Genomic DNA, 25,541 nt, shown 5'->3' on the forward strand with positions numbered 1-25,541 from the left:
AACGCTTCAAGCAGCGCCAGCCGCCGGGCGGACCGGTGGACGCCTACGTGCCGCTGACCTTCGCTCCCGCCGAGGCGTACCAGTTCGACTGGGCGGAAGTGAACCGCGCCGGGTTTCCCGGAGGCCGGTTTGGTTGAGTCACGCCGCCATGGCGACGTCCTCGGTTTGGACATAGTAGCGCGCTTCGGCCTCGGCGGGGGGAATGTTGCCGATGGGTTCGAACAGACGCCGGTGGTTGAACCAGTCCACCCATTCCAGGGTGGCGAACTCGACGGCTTCCAGGGTGCGCCACGGCCCGCGGCGCCGGATCACCTCGGTCTTGTAGAGGCCATTGATGGTCTCGGCCAAGGCGTTGTCGTACGAATCGCCGACGCTGCCCACGGAGGGTTCGACGCCGGCCTCGGTGAGGCGTTCGGTGTACTTGATGGCCACGTATTGCGACCCGCGATCGGAGTGGTGGATAAGGCCGCTGCCCTTGACCGGCCGACGCTCATGCAGCGCCTGCTCCAGGGCATCCAGCACGAAGCCGGCGTGAGCGGTGCGCGACACCCGCCAGCCCACGATCCGGCGGGCAAAGGTGTCGATGACGGCCGATTTGCTGCCCCTCACCGTACCGGAAATCCGCCGCCTGCTTGCCTCCTGGATCGGCCTGCCGCGGCCAGAACCCGTCGCCGTTATCGCTTGGTCCGTCCGGCGACGGCGACACCAGCAACGAGCACGCCAGTGCCATTGGAAGCGCCGTACCCAAACCGGTAAATCCCCGCTGTAGGACTAGGCGATCGTGAAGTTCAGATCGATCACTGCGCCGGGCGCCGGAGTGAAGGACACGCTTCGCAGGACTTGCTGGGAGCCATCCGCCTTCGGCGCGCTCATGACGGCGACCATGCACGCTTCCGACGCCTTCACGGTGTAGCCTCCGAAGGCCGGAAACCGGCCGATCGGGCGCAGGAAGAAGCGGCCGAGCCCGCTTCGGCGACCCCGGTTCCGTGCACCGATGATGCCGGCCAAGCGCACCTTCGCGGCATCGGTCGGCGTGGTCGCGTCCGGCGGGCCGATGCGCACGTAAAGGTCGGATCCGCCGTTCGCCGACGGTGTGGGCTCGGTGACCTGCACCGCTATCCAGGCGTATTCCGGCGGCACCTTGGGGGCGACGGTTGTCGGCGTCTTCACCTCGCGGAATCCGAGCGCCACCAGCATCGTGTTCACCCCCGCACTTCCGCCCGCCAGGATCGCCGCGGTCAGCACCTGACCCAGCACCCTGATGGGCGAGCCGGATTTGTTGTTCTGCACCGCGTCCATGAGCGCCGTTATGGCGTCGTAGTTGTAGGCAAGCACTGCGATCATGGCGACGACAAAGGCGATCAGCGGGCGGGTGGCGCGCGCGTTGAACGTCTCGATGAAGGGGCGCCAGTTGAAGAGAAGGGCCAGCGCTGATTCCAGAAGCACCGCCAGAAAAAAGAGCGTCAGCACGGTCGTGCCGGCGGCGGTCAGCGCGTCGCCGGACAGGGCGGCGGCCAAGGTGTCGGTCGTCGTGTGGACCGGCGCGGCAGGCGGCGGGACGGGAGCATCCCCCGCGAAGGCGGCCGTGGACAGACCGAGCAGGCTGGCTCCTAGGAAAGCGGCGACCGGCGAACGGGTCATGGCTTCACCTTCAGGTCTAGAGGAAGCGTGATGTCGAAGTACGTGCCCTTCGGGTCCGCTTCCACCGTGACGCCCGGCGTGGCGAGGGCATTCGCCGAGGGGCCGGTGTCGCTGCGCAGGACCCGGTCGCTCGTCACCATGGTCAGCCGGTCCAGTAGGGTCTGCCAAGGCAGAGTGCCCCACTTCACCTTGCCGGCCATCTCGGCGCTGGTCGGGATCAGGGCCAAGCGCAGGTTCGTCATCGCTTCCAGCCCGCCCTCCATCAGGGTGGCGTTCTGGCTCGCATGATGGCCGACCTTGTAGACCACGGTCCGCCGCAGAAGATCCGGCCCGCTGACCGAGCGCCCGGCGTAGTCCGGCCACTCCACCGTCTTCCATGAGAGCCAGTTGCCCACCTGTGCGTCGGCGGCGAAAAGCACGACTGGATTGCCCTTCGCTTCCTTCGGCCCGATTTCCAGCGCCAGCACCAGCGAGGTGTTGTTGGTGATCTTGTCGAGCTGGAGGGCCAGCGTTTCGGCACCGTCGAGCCAGCTGTTGCCGATGCGCCGCCAGTCCTGGGTGGAGTCCTCCTGTGCGCCGTCCCCGTCAGGGTCGGCGTCAATGTCCCCCGCCGCTTGATCCATCCAATAGTGCTCCTGGAAGAAGGGCAGAGAGCGGGTGCTTTCCAAAGGGATCTGGAAGCGCGGGGCGAAGGGCGGATCGTCGTCGTCGCTCACCGCCCCGGCGAGGTTCACGACCCCCAGTTGGACCGCGTGCAGGTCGGCGGCCAGGGGATAAGCCTCGGCGCTGCCGGCGCGGGGATCGGCGTGCTTCAGCAAGCCCTTGTCGCGCGGCGGCGCGAGGACGAAGAACCGCCATTCCAGGCTGATCTCGTCGAAGGGCGCCTCGCCGGGTGAGCGGTAGACGATGTCGGATCCGGAGGCCACCAGCGCCCGCATCGCGTCGGCCGCAGCCTTGGCCTTCACGCCGACGCCCGGAGAGTCGCCGAAGAATCCGAGGACGCCGTCCCAGCTGCGCGGGGATTCGTGCGCAGCGGTCTGGTCGCCATAAGCTTCGGCCATGTGCAGCCGGCGCACCGCGCCCCACAGTGCGGCAACTCCCTCGTCGCGGTTCTTCTGCAGGCTCTTGGCGAAGGCGTCACGCTGATCCTCGGTCCAGGCGCACCAGATGCTGCGGGCGCACCCGGCCTTGAACAGATCCGCCGCGTGGTAGAAGCCGGAGAGGTGGTCCCAGTGCTCGTGCGTGCCGACCACCACGTCGAGCGTGCCGCCGGTCGCCGCGAGGATATCCTGAACCGCAGTGCGGATTCGGCCCGCCCCGTTCGTTTCGGACATGTGGATGCCGCAGTCGATCAGCATGTGGAACGGCGTGCCGTCGCTGCGGGGCAGGGTGAGAAGGAAGCAGTCCCCAATGCCCAGACGGTACATGCGAATGCGGATGCCCTTCGCGTTCTTCACCGTCGCCTGCGCCCCTTTCGCCTCTTTCGGTTGAGCGGCCATGGCGCGTCTCCTCAGTGGTCCGAATGCATCAGCGCGAAGGGTTCGCGCGCGTGGGGATCGGGCCGGAAGTAGTTGGACCGGGTGCCGCCGTTCTCCGCCATGTTCTGGCGGAACGTCATCTGGTCGTTGGTCCGCGCGGCGTGGCCGACCCGCTTGAAGACGAGGTAGCGGATCGACCGTGTCGTCCGGTCCCAGATCAGGGTGCAACCGCCGGGGACGCCGTCTCTGCCGTCGTCCGGTTTCCAGGTCTGGGTCAACTCGACGATGACGGCGGCGACCACCTCCCCGTCGGGCCCGACGCGGCGCAGCGGACGGACCGAATGCACCTCGATGCCCGAGGCGGTGCCCTTCGTGTCCCCGACCACGTGCGCCCGCCTCGGCGTAAGCAGGCCCAGTGCCTGGAGCAAGTCCACCCTCTCCGTATTCGTCAGGACCTGCTGCTTGTCCGTTACGACCCCGTGAAGCTTGGCGGCGTCCGCTCGCGACGCCTTCCACGCCGCGAGACGGTCACTGTTCAGGTGCCACTTGGCGGTCATGCCCTCCAGCGCTTCGGCAACCGGGGTAAGCGCATCGCAGCGCTCCGGCGCTTCCCACACCATGGCTTCCGGCGACCAGGTCTGCACGCCGGGCGGCAGGATCCCGCGCCTGCGGAACCCCTCGACCAGCGCCACGCGGTAGCCGCGCGGGTCGTCGCGGACCAGATCGGCATCGGCGGTGATCGCCGCGCGCAGGTATTCACCGAAGGTCGGGTCCACCGGCGGGCAGTAGTCGAGCGCGCGGATGCAGATGTTGAGGAAGTGCCGGGCCAGCTTCGCCGCCTCTTCCGCCAGCCGCCGCGCCAGGTCATCGGGGATGGCCCCCGCGGGCAGCACGCCGGTGCCGCTGGTGGCCAGACGCACGAGGTCGGCCGTGCGATCCTCGTACACCTGCGTCCAAGCGTCGAACACCGCGGCGACCAGCACCTCTCCCAGCGAATGGGCGTCCTTCGCACTGCTGTAGTCGGTGGGGTGGGGCACTTTGCCGATGGCGCGGCGCAGCGCGGTGTGGCCGCCGATGGCCTCGCCGAACTGCTGGGCCAAGCCGCCGATGATGTCGGCGAAACGCATCTGGCCCCGCACGCGGCGGATCTCCGAAAGCAGTGCGTCCGGCATGGTGAAGTGCTGGAACAGCGCGACGAGGTCGGCGAAAGCCTCGTGGAAGGCGAGCGCATCGCGGTTCGTCGGCTGCTTCCAGTACGGGTGCAGCCCGTCGAGCAGGGCGTGCGTGGTCTCGTGCGCCACCACGTCGTGGGAGAGGCAGGTAAAGATCATGCCGCCTTTCATCACGTCGATCGTGCCGGGCATGTCGGCGCGAAAATAGCCGAACATCAAGGTGCGCTTGTCCGGGCTGTAATAGGCGTTCGGTTCCCTCAGTGCGTGCGGGTAGACCCGCAGCCGGCGGACGAAGCGGCGCTGGGGCTTCTGGCCTGCCGGCGTCACCTTCCGCTCCGCCCAGAGCGGAACGCGGCCGAGCGCGTTGCGGAAATAACCGATGGTCCGCATCGCCACCGCGTAGACCATCTGCTGGTGGAACTGCGGCGTCCCCTCGCTGGGGGCCAGTCCATTCTGCGCCAGGATCTGCGGCAAGTTGAGATCCACGGGCGCGTAGGCGCGCTGGCTGGCCGGATCGATGTCCACCACCTCCAGATATTCGCCGACCGGGCCGGGCTTCAGGTTCTTCTCCCAGTCGACCTCGATCATGCTGGTCGCCACGCGGCGGGTCTCCATCCGGCTGGCGAAACTCGGATCGAGGGTGAAGACGCGGAGCTTGCGGCACGTCGGAGTCGGAATCAGCGGATGATCCGCCTCGGATCCGCCGTTTGCCGCGGCGGGGACCGCGGGCTTTGACGCGGAGGCGGCCGGCAGGGTCGAACCCGGCACCTGTGAGGCGGCGAGCTTGTCGCGGATCAGGCTGCGCAGCGTGTGCGAGCAGTGCGGCTCGTCGGCGATGGCCTTCAGCACCGGCTCCCAGGCGCGGTGGGCCAGCCGCCCGTCGGCCGGATCGAGCCCGGCCATCGCTTCCCCGACCGCCTGGGATGACTGCGAGATCTGCAACGCCTCGAGTTCCAGCATGCGTTGGCGAGGCGACGGTGCCGCGCCGAGCCCGGTCAGCAGGCGCAGGATGGCGAAGTCCGTACTGTCTTCCTTCTCGCTCTGCAGTGAGGCGAAAGGTTTTGGCGGGATCGCCAGCGCCGCGTCGGCGCACAGCGTGCCGCGGCCAAGGCGCTCGTCCGGTGCGTCCCCTTGCCGGCGGGCGGCGCGGAACAGCGCGTCGCGCACGGCCTCCACGCGCTGCCAGCCGGTGTAGCCGGCCAGAGCCTCGCGATGGCGCTGAAGCCACAGCGCCGCCGCCGCCGCGATCTGCGGCGTGGCGGCGGAGGTGCCGCCGCCGTCCTGGTCCACGGCGTCCGGGCAGCCGAAGCGCGCCCACGGCACGTTGGGCGTCCAAGCCGACAGGGCGGTCCGCATCTTGCGGTCCGGCCCATAGCAGCCGGCCATGAGCGTGGCAGCAAGGTCCGCATAGGGGTGGCCATCGGCCATCACGCCGCAAGCCGCCAGCACGCGGTTGAAACGCGCCGGGTACACGACGCTGCGGACCGGCAGGTTGCCGTAGTTGTTGCCGGCCGCCGTCACCAACGTCACCCCGGCGTCATAGAGCGCGTTCACCGCGTCCGCCCACGCCGCGGAGGCAAGGCCGCCCATGCTCATGCTGAGCACGTCGCAGCGTGTGTTGGGCTTGCGTGCCAACGCCAGCACATGGTCGAGCGCGGCGGCGATGGCGCTGTTGCAGAACAGCACGACCCAGTTCGCCACGCGTAGCGGCACCACCTCGAAGCCGCGAGCGCCGCCGTAGCCTTCGCCGGCCAGCAGCGCCAGCGTCGCGGTGCCGTGGCCGAACATCGGATTGACCTCGGCGGTCTTCTGGTCGAAGGCCCCTTGAGCCGGCTCGCCGTTCGGGCCGGGATCGGCGAAGTTGAGGGCGAGATCCTCTCGCAGCCGCGCCGGCTTGGTGCGGTGCTTCGGGTAATAGCCGGTATCGAGATGGGCGATGCGGACAGCCGGCTGGACCTCGCCGATCGTCTCGCGGGCCGGGCCGAGGCCGGAAAACTCGGGGCCGGCGTACCATCCGTCGCCCGTCCCCTGCGGGTAATCCTTGGACTGCTGGCTGAGGGTCGTGCAGGGAAGGTTTTCCCGCCCGCCGCCGATGCCGAGCCCCTGGTCGGACACCGGGCTCCAGCGTTGTTCGAGGTCCGGCTCGACGAAGGCGATGTCGCCGCCGGGACCGACGCCGAGGCCCTCGCCCATCAGCCTGTGGCAGACGTCCCAGGGATTCTCCGTGGTGGCGAAGGGGGCGCTCACGTGCCAGGCCGCCGGCGCTCCGGCCGCAAGGACGGCCGCTCGCGCCGCGTCCACGTTGGGCATCAGCGGCCGCAGCGTGAGGTTCAGGGGCGACCCCGCGACGCCGAGCCGCAGGGCCGTTGCCGCCGAGGAGGCCTTGATCAGGAGACGCATGGTTGGAACCCCCCTTCACGCAGCGAACCATGGGCGAAACGGTAAGACGCTGGGGTGGTTGGTAGATACGCTACTGTGCGTTACTCATGTCACCATACATACAATCTCTATGTGAGCAATTCTGCCTGACCATTGCACCCATACGATCTGCATATTGAACGATGCTCCGATCATGAACAATATCAAAAAAACGACTCTACCGACGGTGACGCAATGCGATATGAATTTGCCGTTAAAATACGCATTTTTTGTACCGTTGTCATCGTTGCAGCGTTACATGGGTGTGCAAGCGGCGCTGCAGTTGAAGAATTTTTATCTTATTCTCGGGCTTTCGAACAGGTTGCGGATGTCTCCGAGGCGATCCACGACCGTCTGGCGCAGGCCGAGCGCCGCACCGCCATGACCAGCCGGTGCCGCACGGCGATCGAGAAGCGTGATATCCCCAAGGCCTTGCAGCCCTATTGCCGTGACGGAAGTTACCCTGTCGCGTCCTTCGATCCGCAAGACGCCCCGTATCTGGTCGAGTCGTCGGACCCGCCGTTCGCGGCTGCGCAGCGCGCGCTGGTACGGACGATCCTGGCCTATAACAAGGCCCTGGCGGCGTACGCCGAGGGCCGTGCGCTGGCGCCGTACCAAGCGGAATTCGAGCGGGCCGCCGGCGAGCTTTCCCTGCTGGCGACCGTCGTAACCGGAAGCACGCTGCCATTGTCCGGCGTCGTCGGGGTGTTCTCGGCCCTCGTTCAGCCCCTGGCGTCGGCGGCATCGGAGGAGGCGTTCCGCAAGAATCTGCCGGCGAACTTTGGGCTCATCGACCAGTGCCTGCTCGCGCTGCGCGACGGGCGGCCGGTTTCCACCGCCACCCTTTCTCCCGCCGCACGCGAAGCGCTGGCGGCGGTGGACGGCCAACCCCAGTCGGTGACGGTGTCCGGGGGCTCGGCGCTGATGTTCGAAGTGCTGACCGACGATCTGTCCCGGCGGATCGAAACAACGGCGGCGCAGTACGCCAAGGAGGGAACGGACGAGGCCAAGCGCAAGGCCGAAACCGAGGAACGACTCGTCGCCGAGCGTGAGAAGATCCGAGTGCTCGTCGCCGAATGGGTCGTCACGCTCGACGCCGTCCGCGCCGCGTTGCACCAAGCGAAGCTGGCTGCCGAGCGGCCGGCGACGGCACTGTCGACGGCGCGGAGCGTGTCCACCGGGGTCATGAACCTTCGCCTGTCGGCGGAGGCGACGAAGCGCGCTCTTGCCAAGCTGGGGGTTTGATCGTCGGCATTTTCGAGAGGGAGGATGGCATGCCGGACATCACTGGGACGCAGTTGATCAACCGGGCGATCAACGAATTGATCGACCTTCTGAGCGAGACGGGCGATCCCGCAACGCGGCAGGCGCTGGAGCGGAAGGTCGAGCAGTTGAAGGACCGCCGCACCGATCTCGTCACAGCATCAGCCGCCGCGCAGGCGCTGGCCCTGGCCGATCTGACCAACACCCTGGCGGGTGTGGTCGCCGATCTGCAGGGGAACGTTCCCGGCCACCTGCTCGATGGCCTGCGCGGTGTCCTTGGGGACGCCCAAAAGATGGCTGGCCAAGCCGGCGCCGAGATCCGCCTGCCCCGCAGCGAACCGGCGGACGCCGCATCGGGCGCCGCGTCCGTATCGCTCTCTACGCCCCTTGCCGCCGGGACCGCCGCCGGGACTGCTGCGGCCGGTTCGGTGGGCACCGCCGATTGGGGGGCGGTCGTCGACACGTCCACGAAATTCGCCGACATCCGCGCCGAATACGACACGCTGCTGCAGACCTGCGTCATCGATCCCGGCAAGACGGCGACGATCGACCTGATCTGCAGCCGCATCGCCAAGGGAGAGACGCGTTACCGTGCGGTCTCCGACCGGACCGGTGTGCCCTGGTGGGTGGTGGCGATCATCCACGCCATGGAAGGATCGCTGAACTTCTCCACGCACCTGTGCAACGGCGATCCGCTTTCGGCGCGGACCACGAACCACCCGCCCGGACGTCCCAAGGACGGGCAGCCGCCCTTCGACTGGGCCGACAGCGCCGTCGATGCGATCCAATACGACAAGCTCGACCAGTGGGGCGACTGGTCGCCGGCCGGGGCTCTTTACGCGTTCGAATCCTTCAATGGCTTCGGCTACCGCAAGATTGGGCGGGCGACACCCTACCTCTGGGGCTTCACGAACCATCATCTCAAGGGCAAATACGTGCGCGACCGGGTGTTCGACCCGGAGGCGGTCACGCGGCAGCCCGGTGCCGCCGCCATCATGCTGAGGGCGCAGAAACTGCAGGTGTTCTCGGCGGCCGGGGCTTCGGAGACTCCCGCCACCCCCGGTCCCGCGGCGGCGGCGGCCGGCTCGGTGACGCCCGCAGCAATGGTGCCGGCGGCTCCCGCGGCGGCCGACGTGTCGGCCGCTGTTCGGCTGGCGGTGGCGGCGTCGCCGTTGTCGCGCACCGCGCAGGATGAACTTGCCTTCCCTGGCCTGCTGCGCGAGGGCGATGGCATCGGAAGCTCCCTTGCCGGCGTGCGGCGCGTGCAGGAGTGGTGTTGCTTCCATGGCTTCGAGACGAGGATCGACGGCGAGTTCGGCCGTTCCACCGCGACGGTGCTCCAGCGCTTTCAGGAGGTGGCGGGGCTGGCGGCAACGGGCGTCGTCGACGCGGCGACCTGGGCGGCGCTGACCCGGCCGATGCTGGGCATCTTCGAGCCTCTGCCGTTCGGTCCGGACACCGGCCTGGATCAGGCTATCCTTCAAGTCGCCGAGCGGCACCTCAAAGCCGGCGCCCGCGAATTGGGCGGGGAGAACCGGGGACCCTGGGTGCGTCTTTACATGGACGGGAGCGATGGAACCGAACTGAGCTGGTGCGCGGGGTTCGCGAGCTTCGTGGTGGAGCAGGCGGCCATCGCGCTGGGACGGCCCATGCCGTTCCGGAGGCGTGTCGGCGTGGCGGAACTGCGGAAGGACGCGAAGGCGGACCGCCGTCTCATCACCGCCGACCGCTTGGCCAGCCCGGCCGACCGCCTGGACCGGGTCCGCCCCGGCATGCTCTACGTCGAAAATAAAGACACGGGCTCCAACTTCAGCCACACGGCGATCGTCGTGTGCATTGCCGGCGAGACGTTCGACACGATCGAAGGCAACACCGGCGACGGCAGTTCGGTCGAGCGGGTCGCCCGGAAGAACCGAGGCTACAAGAACCGGGAGTTCGTGGCGCTGACTCAGCTGTGACGCCCAGGGTCACCAGGCGTGAGTATGCAGAATCCTGGGGTGTTCAGGTGGCGTTAGCCAAGGCAGGCAGGCCATTGAGGCCCGCTATGTGAAGCGGTAAATCCGGCCCACCTCGTTCAAGTGCTCAAGGCGAGCGAGCGCCTCCTGCTCACTTCCCGTCTGCTTGAGGATCTCGCGGTAGAGGTGCATGAACTCGCCGCGGAGGCTGCACGCGAAAATTCCAGGGTCGTCGCTCCCGACGCTGACTGACGGCCGATGCCCGTCACCCCTGAGGCCGAGCCAGCGGAGCACGTGATGCTCGGAAAAATCCTTGTAAAAGGAAATCCGCACGTTGCTAGTGGGCAGCGTCTCGATAACGACACGGCGGCGCGTGATCTCCTGGAGAACACGTTCCTGTAGGAGGCGCAGCAGGACCGCGCTAAGGATGTCGGCACTTTCCTGCTCGAAGACGCGGCTCCGCTCGACCACGTCGGGCTGATGGTAGCGGCGGAACACATCGTATGCGGCTCGCGTCTTTTCTCGCTCCTCGCGAAGCAGCCGCCACTCCTCGGTCTGATCGTCAACCGGGCTCCACCACAGCGACTGTTCGGTGTCTGCGAGGCGTAGCGGATCGTAGTGGCGCAACGTCCAGGCGGTCCACAGGACATAACAATCCAGCTCTTCCCGATAGACCGCCCGGGCCAAGCGCTGGATCTCGTCCTGTAACCGCCCCAGAACGCCGGTGGCCAGGGGCTCATCGAGCAGCAAGCGGTAGGCGAACACCAGATCGTCCAGCCGGTCGCCGCGCCGCAGACGAAGCTTGGCAGGTACCCGCTCGAGCCAGATTTCCGGCGCGATCCCAACGGCGGTGCCGTGACCCAGGCGGTTGCCATCGCGCAAGCCCAGAAACGTCACTGCCTCGTACACGGCACGGATGCCGGTAATCAGGTGCTCGAAGTCCTCGCCCACATGATATGTGAAGTGGACGAGCCCCGCCCGGCGCGCAGCCCGGTAGAGCGGTGCGAACACCTCAGGTGGCGTGTGTAGTTCGTTGGCAGCCGCGTCGATGCCAGTCAGGTAATGGCGGACCTGCGGCAGCTCATCAAGGGCAAGACGTAAGTGCTGCCAGCGGCGTTCAATGTCCAGCCGCAGCCGGCTGAAGCGGCAGCCGGCAGCCGGATCGAGGCGGGCCAGTTCGTTCTGCTTGATGAAATGCACGGTCAGCCGCAGGTCCATGCGCCGGGGGCGGGGGGCGTCCTCTCCGGACGTCAGGTCAATGTCCTCCGGCGCCGTCTCCAGAATCTTCGACTCGCGCAGGTAACGGTAATAGCCGCTGAGGATGGTGCGGATGGACGCCTTCAAGCCGTCAAGATCGACGGGCGGCGCAAACCGGCCTTCAATGAACGCGATGTCGGCCGTCGCCGTGTGGGCAAGCTGATGGAAACGCGCCGTATAGTCCGCCTCGGAAAGCCAGCGAATGCCATTGAAGGTGAATTTCTGGAATTGCTCGAACCCGAACTGTTCTGCCTGCTGGACGCACAAGGGCACGAAGGTTGCGTTGAGGACGAGCAGATAGACGTGCAGAGCCCGGGCTAGCTGATCGTCACCCCCGCGGTCCAGACGCTCATAAACGAGAATGAGCAAGAGGATTTCCTGCGCCAAACGCCCCTGCACAACGTTCCCAATGTTTGTCTCGATCGGATGCCGGTAGGTGCCGACGCCTTCCTCGAAGTCCATCGAGGTGAGCGCAGCCAGCATTGCTGGTAGACTCCGGGAGGGGCGTACACCGGGGCGCTTGAAGACCTGTAGCGCCATGGCCAGCCTGAGGCGGCGTGCCAGCAGCAGCTGCCGCGGCACATCGGCCGCTCTGCTGCGCATGCCGAGCTGGTCATACAGTTCAAGAACCATTTCGGCCGAACTGCCGGAACCGGGATCTCCTTCGGGTAGGGCGTCCTCGAGCTTTGCCGCGAACGCATCGACGCTCGACAAGGCGTCCTGCCAGATCTTGTCGACCTCGGTGCTGCCATTGAGGTGCAGATGCGTCTCGTATAACCCTTTGCGCGCGATCAGATCATCGACTGGCTGGCACATCGGGGTGATCAGGACCGTGTGCTGGAACTGGCGAAGGTGTCGTTGCGCGTACCCGTCGATCCGCATGACATCCGGCCCAGGGGAGCGGAACTGCCGGTAGATCGCATAGGCGATGATGGGCAGAGGCGACAGGCGGGCGAGCTCATGCTGCCAGTCGCCAAACCGATGGAATTCGATGAAAGTGCGATCCCGGCAGAACCGTACGTAACGTTCGGCGTACAGATCTAGCGCGCTTCGCAGGATGGGCCAGATCTCCGTGTGATCGCCGATCAGCCCGTCGCGCCAATTACGGTAAACGTGGTCGGGAAGCCGATGGTCGATCGTCCGCTCCAGCACAAGCGCACGCCGCTTCACCGTCCCTGCCGACGGCATCGTCCCCGAAAGATAGTCTTGCAGCGTCACGCTGTCCTTGAACAGCTGCCGGATCACGCGGGTCTGCATGGGCCGCCTCCGATCAATCCGGCTTCGGTTCGTCCCGTGTCACGCCTTTTATCCGCCGTCGGCTGCGCCGGGCCGGCTGCACTCCCTGATCAGAGTCGGCCTTCACCGCCACCCCGACGACTGGAACGGAATTGAGCAACGGGTACAGGTTCGCAAAAGAAACCAGAACACGCCGCCGGCCCTCCTCCAGGTCCAACCTCGACTCGTGCCGGCTGATCTGACGCACGTCGTACATCACCGACAGGGCGGCCGGTTTGTCCTCAAGGAAAGCGTAGCGGCACTGCCGCTTCCCTGCCTCGCTCTCCGGATCCAGGTAGGCAGACCAGAGAGGGCATCCGAAGATAAAATTGAAGAAAGGAGCATCCTCTGCAAACTGCATATTGGATACGAAGATGTTATCCACGGTAATCGGATTCTTGAGGATGACCTTGTCGTTCCTCAGGTATCTAAGTTCCTCGACCAGAAGGGAGTTGAGAAACGCAACGATCTGCCGATGCAGGAGGCCGCCAAGGAAGCGGTCCTTCCTCTCGATCTCTTCGTCGATCGCAGCAAGGGAGAAATAGAAGCGGCCCCACACGCGCGCCAGCACGTAGGGCGGAGGCACTGGCAGCGTCTCGGGTTGCTGCTTGATCCACTGCATCATGCGTTGGAACAGCGGGTCGCCGATGATCGACTCCATCTCCGCGTCATCGTCGTAGGGGTCACGCTCTTCCGGCTGCCAGATGGTGGGATCGTTGGGTGTCTTGGAGATCCAGGGTGGCGTTGGGTAAGCCCGTATGAGGCAAGCGTCCCGGAGCGCGCGCACGACCTCGTCGTCGCCGCCGGACCGCGAACGCCGCAGCAATTCGGATATGCCGGCGATGATGCTGTGAACCGAGACGAAGGTCGGCCGCTCGCCGTTGGGCTTAAGGATGCGGCAGACGGGAAGGCCGGTCAGCGCCTTCATCATCTCCGAGGTCAGGCGGGCCTGCAGGCTGTCGATTGTGTTGTACCAGTTACCGATGAGAACCGGAGTTTCGCCGAAGCTCTCGTCCTCGAACCGGCTCCGCATTGCCTTGTAGAACGACAGCAGGGGGCTGCCCTCCGCCGGCGCATAGGTGGTGAAAGTGATGCCATCGTCCGGAATGCTGCGACCGTACATGAGTGCCACAGTGTCGCTGCGAAGTCTCGCATCCCGCTTGTAAGTCTGCACCGTGCCCAGACGGATTCCGGACACCTCGTCGCCATTGATGACGGCGATAAGGCGGCGCACGACCTCGACGCTCGATCCATAGCGCTCCAGTTCTGTGAAGCGGACGAACTCACTCAGTTCCAGCGGCTCGTCGTCATCGTTGAAGTTGACAACGGTGAGCCCCTGCAGGCGGTTGCTCAACAGTTCATGCCCGAAGCAGATCCGCAGCATGTAGTCCAGAGCCAAGCCCGGACGGTCCAGGCATTGCCCCCGCAACCAGGCGCTAATCGTGATAAGCACCAAGTTTCGGTCGTCATCAGTATGCTCCGGAACGAGATTGTGAGCGTTGTCCCACAACTCATTCTCGGTAAGAAACTTGGCGACGAAGCCGACCGTTCGGCTGCCGGTCGCCTGCCGCAGTTCGTCCAGGGACGTATTGTGGCGCAGCAGCGAGTCGAGGAAGATCGACGGAAGGCCGTTGACCAAATCGTGCCACGGCGCCCGATATCCTCCCATTGCGCCCGCTGGCGGCACCCGGAAATGCGACAGCAGTTGCAGAACGGTGCGCACCGGCTGGCGCAGGAGCAGCGCCGTCGTCCGGCGCCGAATGCTGCCGCGCATTCCCAAACCTTGGCGCACCAGCGTACGCATGTAGCGGTCGAGCGGCTCCGGCGCGCCCCCATCGGGAGGAATTACCCGCACATCATCCATGGAATCCAGCGTCAGCAGCGGGATGCGATTCTTGGGCGGCAGGACCTTGAGCATGTACTGGCCCTGGAGGTGGTTCACCATCTCGAGGAGGCCCTTCTCCTGACTCGTGTCATGGTGCAGCTGGCGCTTGGAAAACTGATCCCACTGCTTGCCGCGTACGAGCAGTGTGTAGAGGTCCAAGTCGCCGGAAAGCACGATGATGAAGCGGGGTGAGGTGAGATAGCGGCGCAGCATCTCCAGAACCGGCCAACCCCGCCGGAAGTCGGTGTCGATGTCATCCAGCGCCATTAGGAACGCCTGCTTGCCCAAGTAGGCAAGGCTGCAATCGATGAACTCATGAAATTTGGTTTCCAAGTCAGAGCCTGCGCTTGCTTTCTCCAAGCCCTTGCGCAGCACATACTGGACGTCGTCCCATGAGTCGCCCAGTGCCTTGTCCGGGCCGATTTGGTCCAGCAGCGAAAGCCCCTGCGCAAGGCTCCGCAACTTCTCCTGCCAAACATTAAAATCGTCGCCAGACGGTTTCCAGTCGCCATATGCCTGACGCTTTCTTTCCACCGCCCGCTTGATCTTGTTCAGGACGACGACAAAAAGATTTTCTTTGTTTTCTATGAGCGTTGGGTCAACCACGCCGAGCGGCGCAATCTTCCTTCCAATTGATTCATTGAATACTTGATCCTTGCGAAACAGTCGAAATGCATTGCGAATGAAGGTTGTCTTACCGCTTCCACGGCTACCATGGATAATGATAGTGTCATGGCGCCGATCAAACAGTATATTGCTGCCGTCCGCATCGATATCTTCTGGAGATGGCGAAGCCATACCCATGGATTCGAGCTCCACCAAACGGCGCGTGATGAGATTCGCAAGGCTGGCAAGCGCCTGTTGCTGGATTAATTCACTCTTATCTTTCAGCTCTCGAACATCCAGCCGTTTGGTGAGATCGATCACAACCCCATCTGCCCGCGTTTCGCCATCCATGGACTGCTCCCTCACAAACGCCAAGAGATATGCCAAAGTAGCAATTCGCAATGCCCGCCGGAAGATAAATGGCGTCTCCTGTGCAGCGGCGGGTGAATACTATAGTATGCAACGAGCACAATGGCAGGCTTATTGATGCGAAGCCGCAAAGGGCTTGCATACCCGACGAGGTAATTGCCTTAACTCGGCAACAGCCATCCTTATATCTCTTGCCAGAGTGGGGAATGCCCGAGGCTCTTTCCAACTCGCCGTCAGGGGCTGAGGCCAGCGAACCCAACTATCGGGGTCGTGCCCCACACCTTCTACACCAAGGGTGGAGACGTGACCCAGGGCGGCGATGTCGGGGCACGCTTCGGGCCTTCCGGCTCGTGCAAAATGCCGATATGCGCAAACATTGTTGTAACGCAACGTCTCCACGCACCACCTCTTCCGACGGTCAGGTGCAAACTTTCAACGATTTATGGCCTTGGTGGCCTATCAAAGATCAATGTGTTAGCGGCGGATTACGTTCAGAGTTTTTTGTCACCAAACAGTTGTATCAACGGAACATGAATCATCATACTGAAGAATAAATTATCACACTCGACAATGACTACTCGTCGAGCACTGGCGCGCCGCCTGCAAAACGGCGCGCCCACAGCGCCCTTGGCTACAGCCCACCGGCGCGCCGACCACGGTGACCGGCCCGTTCGTCCTCGTCAGCACCGACGCGACTGCCGGATGGGCACTGCGGCGGGGAAAAAGTCGTGTGATCCGGAACCGGCAGGCTCAGGCCGAGTAGGCGCTTGAGCGAGCCGGGCAAGCCTTCGATCTGCCGCCACCGTCGCCCGAAGGCCAAGCGCAGCCAGCCCCGCCTCGATAACGATGTCCGAATAGGGCGTCGGCCGGCCACGCCGTCCCGTGGCTGGTGTCCACGCGGCGAGCGCCTCGGGTGTCACCCAGATCCTCAGGTCGCCACGCCGACGCAGCACTGCGTCGTAGGCCGGCCAGTTCTCCACCCGGTAACGGGCACGCGGGATCTTGTGTTGACGGCTCTCATCGGCCTTGTTCGGTGTCGGGCTCTTGACTCCAGCGGGGCCGCTTTCCCGCCCCGCCATCCTGCCGAAGCCAATCTCCCTCCGATTTATGCGCCAAGGTCCATGGCCAGCAAACTGCCACGCGCAGCTCCCACTCACCAACCTGGCAACCCCGAACGCCCATCAGGAGTTGACCACGACCCTCGCAAAAGGCTGCCCTTTTCCATCGCGCAGAAGATGGATTTGGCGTCCAGCCATGACATCGGCACGATATTTCTTCCACGCAGTCTCATAGACAGCGACTTGACGGCGATAAGAATCTGATAATTGTTCCTGGTCATGATGGCTGCGCCCATAATTTGCCAGAACAGGCAAATATCGCGGCAAATATCCAAGCCGATTAAACTCGAAGTGAACGCGCAATACCGGATCGATTTCGTTAAGTTCAGGGAATTCTTCGCTTGGTTCGAACAGTTTTATCAAAATATCTCGACGGATGCAATAATTGAGCTCAGGAAGATACGACACATCCAGGCCGTTCATGATCCAGCTATAAACCCGTTGCTCCATCTGCGGCGTGTCGTGAGCGGAAGGAAATGTCATGAATCCGAGGGATCCGTCGCTGTTCATTCCAACGCTAGCGCCGAACACAAGAGAAACCTTAGGATCTTCATCAAGAATCTTCGAGACACTCTGAAGCCAAGTCCTCGACAGATACCCGTCCGTCGAGGTCGTGATCATGACGTAGCGACCGCGCGCCGCCATCAACGCCCGGTACAGTCCTTCGCCGCGCGAGCCGTCCTTGCCGGTCATCAGCGTGATGAATTTGTACTTCCCAATGATCTCAAGCGAATTATCGGTCGATCCGCCGTCGGAAATAATGAACTCAAAGTCGTCGAATTTTTGATTAAGAACGGAGAATATCGTATCTTCTATATAATCCCCATGATTTTTGTTTATGCAAATCACGGAGATCGCCGGAGGTTCGGTGGACAGATTCCGATCGCGATCAAAAACAAATCCGCTCATCACTCAACCTCCAGATAATTCCCACCCTATTCATCGGCCGGCTTGTAAACACTGGCCAGGGATATCAATCCTTAAGAATCAACGGCCCTCAAAATTTGGCATTGCGTAGGTTTCACCCGGCGGGTGCATCTTGCCCCTTTCGGGAGGATGTGGATTTTACAACACTCCCTATCCTCACCAAGACCCAGTGCCCGGCAGAATGAGTAATGCGGTCCAATCGCGATCAACCCTAAGGGAATGGAGCGCTCGATCATCCGGTGCCAGCGAGTAGCCCGAGGGTGCGGTAAAGCTCCCGCTGCCAAGCGATCGTGTGTTCCAAGCCCGATTCGAGCGAGACAAAATCATTTTTGCCGAACTCGTCGCGGACACGGGACAGGTCGAGCGCGACGTCCGCCGGCGCTCCGGCCAGTTCCTGCTCCTGCTCGGGAACGGTCACCGCCACACCGGTAATGCGGCCAATGGCTTGCGCCAGTTCCAGAATGGTGACTGTTGAATGGCCGCCGACGTTGTAAACCGGTTCGCGTCCCGACAGCAGGATGCGAAGCAGCAGTTCGACGGCATCGGTCACATGGCAGTACGTCCGGATGGCTCGCCCCTGGTCAAGCAGGGCGATGCGCCCGTCGAGCAGCGCCTTGCGGATCAGGCTGTTCAAGACCCGCTGGTCTGTGGGGCCGGTTCCGGACCCATACGCCAAGGCGAGTCGGGCCGCCTTCACGTCGCATCCGCGCTGACGGAACGCGTAACAGATCGCCTCGCCGCATCGTTTGCCTTCGATGTAGCACGCCCGTGGATGCATCGGGTCGGTCGTGCCGATGTCCGTTTCCCGATGCGGGGTTCTCGTCGAGCCGCTGTAGATCTCCGACGAACTCACGAACAGCGCCTTGCCGCCGGGCACCACCTTTTCCAGCAGTGAAGCGGTCGCCGTCGTGTTGATGCGGATTGTCGTGACGGGGTTTTCCAGGAACTTTCCCGGCTGGCCGTAGCCCGCGGCGTGGATCACGCAACCGGCCGCGGGAAGCGACGCCACGAACGCAGTGTCGGCGATGTCACCCCGCCACAAGCTGAGCCCAGGGAATCGGAAAAGGCTGGCGAGATGGTCGGGAATTCCTGACCGTGTCACCGCGGCGACCTGGACGGGGCGGCCGGTCTTCTGGGCGAGGCGCTTGAAGCAGCCGATCATATGGAGCCCGAGCAGCCCCGAGGCACCGGTGATCAGAATGGACTGGTCGCGGAGGCCGGCAAGGTCAACCCGCTCGACGATGCGGTCGCAATCCTCGAGAATGAGGTCGCCAAGGTCAGGCATTGATCAGTCGCTCCAGTTCCGTGCGGATGGCGGGCGCCGTCAGGCCGTTGGCCGCGTCGTGCTCCTTGACGTTCCCATAGTTCGTCAGGAAGCGGCGCGGCACGCCGACGCTGAGCAGGCGGATCGGCTGGGGCCACATGGCGTCGGTGATGTCGGCGGCCAGACCGCCACGATAATAGGGCTCGCACAGCAGGATGTTCGGCGAACGGGCGTGCCGGCGGAGCGCCTCGCCGTCGAACGGACTGACGACGTTGTAGTAGAGGACGGCGACGTCCAGGCCCTCGGTCGCCTCCAGCACCGCGTCGAGGGTGGTGCCGACCGCGACGACGGTCGCGAGGCTCCCCGTCTTCAGCACCTCCGGCTGGCCGGGAGCCGCCGTCGAGACCGCTCGGGAATTTCCGAAATCACTTAGCCGATAGTACGTCGGGCCGTCCGCCGCGTGGTTCTGCATGAAGAGCTGGTCGAACTCAGCAGCGCAGCCGGGAAGGACGATCTTCATGCCGGGGATCGACGACAGAACCTGGACGTCCCCCGGACAATGATGGGTGCAGCCGAGCTGGGCATAATCATAGGACGCACCGACCGTCACGAAGCTTCCGCGCAAGCGCTGGTAGCCGAAATCGATCTTGATCTGCTCCAGGCAGCGCTCCGTCAAAAACGGCGCGATGGTATGGACGATGGGAATCAGCCCGGCTTTGGCGAGACCCGCTGCCACGCCGACGGTGGCCTGTTCCAGGATGCCGATGTTGTAGACCCGATCGGGAAAGTCGCGGAACGCGTCGCGGAACCCGAAGACCCCGATGTCGCCCAGCAGCAGCACGACACGGTCGTCCATCCGCAGAACGCGCAGCACCGACTCCACGAATTGCTTGCGCATGCTCATGATACGGCACTCAAGAGATCGGGGAGTTCGGCGGCGGTCGGCCCACGGTGGTGCCACGCCGGCTGGTTTTCCATCGGTGGGCAGCCGTAGCCCTTCACCGTGTTGGCGACGACGCAGCGCGGCTTGTCCGTGGGAGGTGCGTTCAGCGCCGCATGCAGAGCCTCGTGGTCGTGGCCGTCGACCGTCACCGCCGACCAGCCGAACGCCTGGAACTTGGCGGCCACGTCGCCGAGCGCCAGCGCGCGGTCGGTCGAATGGTTGTAGTCGACGATGCAGCACAGGTTCGACAGCCGGTGGTGCGCGGCGAGCAGCGCCGCTTCCCAGATGCTGCCCTCGTTGCTTTCGCCGTCGCCGACCAGGCAGAACACCTGGAAGGGACGCCCGGAGATCCGCGCCCCCAGGGCCATGCCGACGGCCATCGGCAGGCCATGCCCGAGGGAGCCGGCGGAAACCTCGACACCGGGGACCTTGGTGCAGTCCGGGTGCCCGCCGAGGATGCCGTCGTAGGTGCAGAAGCCGTCGAGCGCCTCGGCCGGAATGAAGCCCTTCTCCGCCAGGACGACGTAGAGCCCCAGCGAGGCATGCCCCTTGCTGAGCACGAACCGGTCACGCTCCGGCGCCAACGGGGCGAGCGGATCCACGCGCAGGATCCGGTCGTACAGCACCCAGAGGATGTCGAGGACCGACAGCGCGCTCGGGATGTGGCCTTCCCCGGCCCGCGCCGCGGTCTCGATGACGCGGCGCCTGAGCCGGCCCAGACCGGGAGCTTTCTGCTCTGTTTGCATGGACATTGGCCTTCTCACCTTTTTCCCGCGCTCAGTTGGAGCCCGCGGGGGTCCAGACGACGACGGAGTATCCTTCGATGAACAGGCTGCCGATCATGGTGCGGCGCGCCATGCGGATGTGGATCCGCCCGTCCCGCTCCAGTTCCCTGAGGCGGTCGAGGAAGCCGTTCAGGTAGTTGCGGCGCCGGAAATAGTTGATCGACAGGAAATCGAGGAGGTTCTCCGGGTCGAGCAGCTCGGCGATCGGCTCAATGTGGATGCACACCGAGGGCTTGTTGTCGAGCAGGTACGAAAGGAACCCCTCAAAACGGTCGCCGGTCTGTTCCAGGGCCGCCACAGTGTATACGGCCGCCCCGGGCGCCAGGCGGAACTCCTGGTCCGGCGCAAAGAAATCGAAGCGATGACCGTGGATGTTGCCGTCGATGCCGGCCTGCCGGATCTGATTCAGAATGTTCTGGGACGCCCCGGTCCAATCCGCGCCCCACAACGCCGCATGGCCGTTGACCGCCCGCGCCCGAAACAGATTGTGGCCGGTCCCGCAGCCGAACTCGCAGATCGTGTCAACGTCGCGCAGATACTTGTCGAACAGCCAGTCCTGGATCACTGCGAAGCTGTTGTACTCGAAATTCTGGCTTATCGGCTCGATCAGATCCTGGCACCAGCGCAGCACGTTGTACTTGCCAAAATAGCCGGGGACGAGGGATCCGTAGTCGAAGGAATGCGAAAGCTGCTGGAAATTCGCACCCCAGCCGGCCTCCCATTGCGGATGCCTGTCCGCGCCCGCGCGGATAAGGTCCTGACTGATCAGGACATCAACCATCCTCCGGATGGCGCGGTCACGCTCCCGAAGATCGAGCGGCCGATACTCCAGGCCGTAATCGCGGATCCGTCCGGACACGTAGCCGTTGGGATGCTCCCCGAAAGCCGCCACGAAGTCGGCGGGGTCCAGACGGCGCGTGCTCTGCGCTGACGTTGCCATTGGGCCAGCCATCCTTGCTCGCTAGAAGATTAAGCTCTCATCGGTCGACGGCCGGTAGAACCGATACAGCTTTATCAATTCCTCGATCGTGCTCTCAAGGCTGATCTCGCAGTCGAACCCAAGGTCGCGAATTTTTTTGAACGAAACCGTGAAGTTCCGAACATCCTTGTCCGGCAGTACGCTTTCGATGACGTCGCACTCGACGTGCTTCTTGATCGCGTTCGCGATGTCGATCTTGCTGTAGTTCAGATCGCTGCTGCCGAGATTGTAGATGCCTCCGGACATCTGGTCCCGATGGTCGAGCGCAAACAGGTAACCCCGGACGCAGTCGTCGATATGAATGAAGGTGCGCTTGGCGGTCGCGTGGTAGAGCACAAGGCTTCGATCGCTGACCGCCCGCCACACGAAGTCGTTGACGAGCAGGTTGGTGCGCATTCTCGGCGAGAGCCCCATCACCGTTGCCACCCGCAGCGAGATGCTGTTCGGGTGTTCATTGTGGATGATGATCTCTGCTTCCTTCTTGGTCCGGGTGTACATACCGGACGGAGAAAGCTCCAGACTTTCGTCGACCTCGATGTTCGGCGCCATTTCATACATGGCGGTCGTCGAGGCAAACAGCAGCAACTGGTCCCTGGACATGGCCCGGACCATCTCGGCCGTCGCGGTGACGTTCACGGCCATGGCAACACCGGGGTTGGATACGCAGGCCGGAAAGCCGCTGATGCCAGCCAAGTGAATGACGATGTCGTGCTTGGACAGAATATTCGACATATCATTCCGGATGTCACCCCGGACGACCGTCAGGTTCGGGTGAGACACAAGATGAATGATTTGATTATAGCCAAAATGAAAAATATCGAATATGGTTACTTGAAAACCGCGCCTAAGAAGGGCCTCAGCTATCTTGATCCCCTTGTATCCAGCGCCACCAGTTATCAGAACTCTTAGAGCCATATTACCCCCCGTTCTTCTCATTATGAGAAGATTGAGCTGCCGCGTCACAGTCGATTGACGGCGTATGATCCCGGTGTTTTATCCGATAGCCCCGTTACCTGAGTACCAACCGGCCGAGAACGGACGCCTGAGGCATTACAGTGCGCAACAATGCACCCTGGTCGGAAAATTCTAACATTTCCTTAATTCGACTTTGGCCGTTTTGGGCGATTGCAGATCAGGCGTAAATCCAGAAACTCAACTGGTTAGACTTTGGTGCATAACTCGGCGTACTGACGGGTTCCGCCCTGCTGCACTGGTGACCAAGCGACCTTGCGGAAAACCGGCATGTCGAGTGCTGGTCATGACGCTCATGACTTTCCAGCCAACGGCGGTCTCGACCTTCTGGGCAGGCAGACTCCCGGCGCGCAGGCTGCGCCCGATCAGATGCTTGTACCAGAACATCGCCACCTCGACCAGGGAGCGACGTCCGTAGTGGACCGCCCGCGGCCAGCCCAGCCGACCACGCTCGGCGACCACGCTCGGCGACCACCTGAATGTAACGGTCGTGCTGGGTAGGAGCCCTGTCGGCCGTGGCGCTCATGACCGCGGTGGCGCTCGCCGGGATGATCACCTCGGCGTCCGGTGCACCCTCGGCAATGGCCCGATAGACGGCCTCGCCATCGTACGCGCCGTCCGCCTGGGCGGCGCCGATCGGGCGCTCATCTGGTCGAGCCATTGGGCGGCCGGGGAGGCGTCGCCCAATGGCTCGACCAGATGAAGTTATCTCCAACTCTGATGCGTTGTGCCGCCATGCTTTTCCTAAGGAGAGGGCGTCCGGCGATTCAACACAACGCCCGTGCGGCACTGCCCCCATTCATGACGGCCGGAGGCGTTCCCTACGCCGCCAGCTGGCCCGGGTTCGCATGATCCGCGGCCTGCTCTCCCCGCGCCCGCATCTTCAGGTGGTCGGCCAGACGCACCGCCAACGCCACGATGGTCAACGTCGGGTTGGCGTGACCGCAGGTCGGGAACACGGCGCTGCCGGCGATGAACAGCCCCGGCGCGCCGAACACCTCACAATTCGCGTCCACCACGCCGTCCCGCGGCGAGGCCGCCATGCGCGTGGTGCCCATGTGGTGGCCGCCGATCGGCGTCGAATCGCGCGCCTGCGCCTCCAGCGACGGCTCGTCGAAATCGAGCTTGGCGCAGCCGGACTGCGCGAAGGTCTGTCGCAGCACACGGAAGGTGCGCAGGATGCTATCGATGTCCTGTTCGGTCATCCGCCAGTCGATGTGCAGGCGCGGCACGCCGAAGGCGTCGGTGTCCGCCCCCAGCGCGACACGGCTGTCGGGGTTGGGCACCTGCTCCATGTTGAAGTCCAGCGGATAGACGCCGTTCCGGTTGCGCACCACCACGTGGGGCAGCTTGCGCCGCGGCAGGATGCGCCGGCGCACCCAGTCGGCACCGAACAGGCCGACCGGAACCGTGTCGCGCGCGACGTTGCCGACGTGCGCCGCCCAGAACCGCCAGTCCTGCACCATGCGGTCGCGCTGCGAGCGCTCGATGGTGGCGAGCTTGCGTCGGTATTCGGGCAACACGCAGTCCTTCGCCAGGTACACCGCGGACAGGATGCCGTTGCGGTGCGCCGGGTTGGAGATGAACGGGAAGTGCAGCCGGAACGTCGCGTTCATCAGGCCATGACGGCGCTGCGCGTCGGCGTTCAGGCAGAACTTGCGCCGGACATAGACACCGTCGGCGGTGCGCTCGAAATCGACCACCGCCGGACGCGCCTGCGGCATCAGGCACAGCCGGCCCAGCGTGTTCTCGATGTGACACATGTAGAAGCGCCCGAGCCGGCCGGACTCGTTGCCGAGCCCGCCGCGCCGGCTGCGGTCCGACGCCAGCAGCAGCCGTGTCGCCTCCAGGCCGCCCGCCGCGACCACCGTAAAGCGCGGCCGCACCGCGAAATGCCGCTGTGGTTCGCTGGCGCAGGCCAGCGCGGTCACCGCGCCGGACTCCGCCGTCTCCACCCGCAGGCAGTGGGCGTGCACCAGGATGCGGACGTTGGAGGCGTGCCGCAGCCGCGGCAGGTAGGCCTTGGCGAAATCCGTGGGCTCACTGAACCGCTCGATGCGGTCGGTGTCGATGACGTCGCTGCGGAAGCCGGGGATGGTCTCCGGCGCGTCGGCGCCCAGCGCCTCCGGCACGGTGTAGGCGCAGGCGCCGCTGCGCAGGTAATCGTGCGCCCGCCGGTAGAACGGCGCCACATCGTCCCACCCCACCGGCCATCCGCTGTGAGGGACATAGGGCCGCGCCTCGAAGTCGATGGGGTCCATGGGCACGCAGCGCCCCCCCCAGACGGCGGTGGCGCCGCCCAGCCCGTGCCGGCGGTACAGGTGCGCCGGCGCGTGCGGCGAGGATGGCGCCACGCTTCCCTGCAGCGGGTCCTGTTCGGCGGCGCGGAAGCTGGCGCCGCCGGCCTCGATCAGCAGCACCGTCAACGGGCCGCCGGCCAGTTCGCACGCGATCGCGAAGCCGGCGGCGCCGGCCCCGACGATGCAGACATCGCAATCGAGAACGGCCTTCTCTTCAAGGGTGCGGGCATCGAGCAGCATGGACACCGCCGCTGGCTGGAGGGAGCGTGTAAATCCCCAAATTCGGTTGGGGTTTTGCCCGATTCCTAGGCGAAAGAGTTCGCCGCGGCAAAGCTGCGTTGGCGGTATCGCCGTCGGCGCCCCCGTCGCGACCGGCGTAACGCAGCCCGCCTAACCAGCCGCATGCCCCTTGGCCGGCCCCCTGCACAAAGACATCGGCGCCGCCCGCGTCTCGACGGGCGGCGCCGGTTTCGCAACGTTTACCGGAACAGGCTCTGCAGGATCTGCGGGGCCTGGTTGGCGATGCCGAGGGTCTGCGCGCCCAGCTGCTGCTTGATCTGCAGCGCCTGCAGGTTGGCGCTCTCCTTGGCCAGGTCGGCGTCCACGATGGCGCCCAGGCTGGTGGTCAGGGCGTCCTGCATGGACGCGTTGAACTTGATCTGCGCGTCCAGGCGGCGGGAGTCGGCGCCCAGCGTGTTCAGCACGTCGCCGGTCTTCTGCTCGGCCGTCGCGAAGGCGCCGGTCAGCAGCACCACCGCCGAGGCCGCGCTGCCCACCGAGGTGAACGCCGAGACGACGGCCGAGGACAGCGACACGCCGCTGCCACCCACGGTGTACTGCGTGCCATCGGTGTTGGCGATCACCGAGATGTTGGTCTTGCCGCCGCTCAACAGGTTCATGCCGTTGAACTTGGCGTTCGAGATGTAGTTCTGGA

At 64.5% G+C, this 25,541-nt stretch carries 15 protein-coding genes and 3 pseudogenes; 2 read left to right on the forward strand and 16 right to left on the reverse strand.

What is annotated here, in order from left to right; genetic code table 11:
* Window positions 1-138 precede the first annotated feature (138 nt).
* From ACRWK7_RS35240 to ACRWK7_RS35255, 4 genes and pseudogenes are all read right to left on the reverse strand, one after another.
* Window positions 139-588 (reverse strand): annotated as a pseudogene (locus ACRWK7_RS35240) (DDE-type integrase/transposase/recombinase); the annotation flags it as partial.
* A gap of 183 nt (window positions 589-771) precedes the next feature.
* The gene (locus tag ACRWK7_RS35245; RefSeq protein ID WP_431862532.1) at window positions 772-1,641 is read right to left on the reverse strand and encodes a hypothetical protein; all 870 of its coding nucleotides are present in this window, start codon (window positions 1,639-1,641) and stop codon (window positions 772-774) included.
* Window positions 1,638-3,140, reverse strand: a complete 1,503-nt coding sequence (locus ACRWK7_RS35250) for a hypothetical protein (protein WP_431862534.1) — start codon at window positions 3,138-3,140, stop codon at window positions 1,638-1,640. Before ACRWK7_RS35250 ends, ACRWK7_RS35245 begins: the two co-directional genes overlap by 4 nt.
* An 11-nt stretch (window positions 3,141-3,151) precedes the next feature.
* The gene (locus ACRWK7_RS35255; protein ID WP_431862535.1) at window positions 3,152-6,691 is read right to left on the reverse strand and encodes a S8 family serine peptidase; all 3,540 of its coding nucleotides are present in this window, start codon (window positions 6,689-6,691) and stop codon (window positions 3,152-3,154) included.
* Between the two features lie 213 nt (window positions 6,692-6,904).
* Between ACRWK7_RS35255 and ACRWK7_RS35260 the strand changes: the two genes are divergently transcribed.
* Both ACRWK7_RS35260 and ACRWK7_RS35265 read left to right on the forward strand, forming a co-directional pair.
* Window positions 6,905-7,954, forward strand: coding sequence for a hypothetical protein (locus ACRWK7_RS35260; RefSeq protein WP_431862537.1), 1,050 nt, complete (start codon window positions 6,905-6,907; stop codon window positions 7,952-7,954).
* 29 nt (window positions 7,955-7,983) lie between these two features.
* A complete protein-coding gene (locus ACRWK7_RS35265) occupies window positions 7,984-9,930 on the forward strand; it encodes a peptidoglycan-binding protein (RefSeq protein WP_431862539.1) in 1,947 nt (648 codons plus the stop codon).
* Window positions 9,931-10,014: 84 nt separating this feature from the next.
* On the opposite strand, the gene ACRWK7_RS35270 is transcribed toward ACRWK7_RS35265, so the two are convergent.
* The 12 genes and pseudogenes from ACRWK7_RS35270 to ACRWK7_RS35325 form a co-directional block, all read right to left on the reverse strand.
* Complete coding sequence (locus ACRWK7_RS35270; protein ID WP_431862541.1) at window positions 10,015-12,441, reverse strand: hypothetical protein; 2,427 nt, start codon at window positions 12,439-12,441, stop codon at window positions 10,015-10,017.
* A gap of 13 nt (window positions 12,442-12,454) precedes the next feature.
* The gene (locus ACRWK7_RS35275; protein ID WP_431862543.1) at window positions 12,455-15,301 is read right to left on the reverse strand and encodes a hypothetical protein; all 2,847 of its coding nucleotides are present in this window, start codon (window positions 15,299-15,301) and stop codon (window positions 12,455-12,457) included.
* A 669-nt stretch (window positions 15,302-15,970) separates the two neighbouring features.
* Window positions 15,971-16,398, reverse strand: a pseudogene (locus ACRWK7_RS35280) (transposase); the annotation flags it as partial.
* 102 nt (window positions 16,399-16,500) lie between these two features.
* Window positions 16,501-17,346: a glycosyltransferase gene (locus ACRWK7_RS35285; RefSeq protein ID WP_431862544.1), complete on the reverse strand. Its 846-nt coding sequence runs from the start codon at window positions 17,344-17,346 to the stop codon at window positions 16,501-16,503.
* A 250-nt stretch (window positions 17,347-17,596) separates the two neighbouring features.
* Entirely contained in the window at window positions 17,597-18,649 is a 1,053-nt protein-coding gene (locus ACRWK7_RS35290) for an NAD-dependent epimerase/dehydratase family protein (protein ID WP_431862546.1), read from the reverse strand.
* On the reverse strand, window positions 18,642-19,532 hold the full coding sequence (locus ACRWK7_RS35295) for a transketolase family protein (RefSeq protein ID WP_431862548.1): 891 nt from the start codon (window positions 19,530-19,532) through the stop codon (window positions 18,642-18,644). The genes ACRWK7_RS35290 and ACRWK7_RS35295 overlap by 8 nt, the downstream gene beginning before the upstream one ends.
* A complete protein-coding gene (locus ACRWK7_RS35300) occupies window positions 19,529-20,323 on the reverse strand; it encodes a transketolase (protein WP_431862549.1) in 795 nt (264 codons plus the stop codon). The genes ACRWK7_RS35295 and ACRWK7_RS35300 overlap by 4 nt, the downstream gene beginning before the upstream one ends.
* 25 nt (window positions 20,324-20,348) lie before the next feature.
* Entirely contained in the window at window positions 20,349-21,296 is a 948-nt protein-coding gene (locus ACRWK7_RS35305; protein WP_431862551.1) for a hypothetical protein, read from the reverse strand.
* 21 nt (window positions 21,297-21,317) lie between these two features.
* Window positions 21,318-22,271: an NAD-dependent epimerase/dehydratase family protein gene (locus tag ACRWK7_RS35310; RefSeq protein ID WP_431862557.1), complete on the reverse strand. Its 954-nt coding sequence runs from the start codon at window positions 22,269-22,271 to the stop codon at window positions 21,318-21,320.
* A 284-nt stretch (window positions 22,272-22,555) separates the two neighbouring features.
* Window positions 22,556-23,051, reverse strand: a pseudogene (locus tag ACRWK7_RS35315) (IS5/IS1182 family transposase); the annotation flags it as partial.
* Window positions 23,052-23,128: 77 nt separating this feature from the next.
* Entirely contained in the window at window positions 23,129-24,847 is a 1,719-nt protein-coding gene (locus ACRWK7_RS35320; protein WP_431862553.1) for an FAD-dependent oxidoreductase, read from the reverse strand.
* A 239-nt stretch (window positions 24,848-25,086) separates the two neighbouring features.
* Window positions 25,087-25,541: flagellin (locus ACRWK7_RS35325; RefSeq protein WP_431862555.1), on the reverse strand; the 455-nt coding region annotated here is incomplete at its 5' end.

Source organism: Azospirillum sp., assembly GCF_050789165.1.